This window comes from Streptomyces endocoffeicus (assembly GCF_016741935.1).
Lineage (GTDB): Bacteria > Actinomycetota > Actinomycetes > Streptomycetales > Streptomycetaceae > Streptomyces > Streptomyces endocoffeicus.
In genome coordinates, this window is the sequence record NZ_JAERRG010000235.1 from 1 (window position 1) to 351 (window position 351).

Here is a 351-nt window from a genome sequence, read left to right on the forward strand (position 1 = left end):
GGAGGGGTTGTTGCGGCGGTATCCGCATGTGGGTGCGGGGTTTGTGCATGAGGGTGTGTCGGTGCCGGTTCAGGTGGTGTCCGGTGGGGTGCGGGTGCCGTGGCGGGAGGAGGATCTGCGGGGTCTGGGGGAGGCGGAGGCGGAGGGCGTCTTCGAGCGGTGGCTGGCGGAGGACCGGGTCGACCGTTTCGATCTGGCGCGCCCGCCGTTGCTGCGGTTCGCGTTGTTCCGCTTGGGGGAGGAGCGTTTCCGGTTGGTGATGACGAATCACCACATCCTGCTGGACGGTTGGTCCACTCCGCTGGTGGTGCGGGATCTGTTCGCCTTGTACGAGCGGCCGGGCGGGGAGAG

General features: G+C 68.4%; 1 protein-coding gene. It reads left to right on the forward strand.

Annotated elements, in window-relative coordinates; all coding sequences use genetic code 11:
• Nucleotides 1-61: 61 nt before the first annotated feature.
• A partial coding sequence (locus JK364_RS54760) for a condensation domain-containing protein (RefSeq protein ID WP_307841750.1) occupies nt 62-351 on the forward strand: 290 nt, incomplete at its 3' end.